The organism is Streptomyces sp. AC627_RSS907 (assembly GCF_019049165.1).
The window spans coordinates 1-595 of record NZ_JAGMUE010000498.1; the positions used below are offsets into that span (position 1 = coordinate 1).

At 78.3% G+C, this 595-nt stretch carries 1 pseudogene; it reads left to right on the plus strand.

The annotated features are described in order from the left end of the window. Window positions 1–455: pseudogene (locus tag KUM32_RS44320) on the plus strand (hypothetical protein); the annotation flags it as partial. Between the last annotated feature and the right edge of the window lie 140 nt (window positions 456–595).

The following is a 595-nucleotide window of genomic DNA, read 5'->3' on the forward strand; positions in this document are numbered from 1 at the left end:
GAACGGGGCGGCCCGGCTGCGCGAAGTCGCTGGCCGACGTACGAGCGGACGCGGCCGGCGCGCTGGCCGCGACCACGCCGTCGCCGACCGAGCCGACGCCCGCCGCCCGGCGGCCCGAGCGGAGGTTGCCGGTGTACTGGTCGGGCTGCGAGCGCCGCTGCGGCCACCCTCGGGGCCGCTGGGTGGACGTGCTGGCCGGCGCCGACGGCTATCGGATCTCGATCGAGGGTACGGAGCGTACGGCGGCCCGCCAGGTGGCGCCCGCGCCACGGCCCGGCGGGCCGACGCCGGGCGCGGCGGAGGCGGAGCGCGTGGGGACGCCGGACGCGCCGGTGCGCCCGGACGCGACGGACCGCCCGGACGCACCGGGCCCGACGGAGGCGGCGGCTCCCGTGGGGCCGCTCCGGCTCGCGGAGTTGGCGACCACGGTGGCGGCGGCGCGACGCGTGCCGTGACCCGACGCCGCCCCGGTCGTGCCGGGGCCGGGCACAGCCCGGGACATCGAAGGCCATCAGGAACATCAAGGGACAACGAGGACACTGTGTTCGACTACGAGAAGGACGGCGCGGCCATCTACCGCGCCTCCTTTGCCACC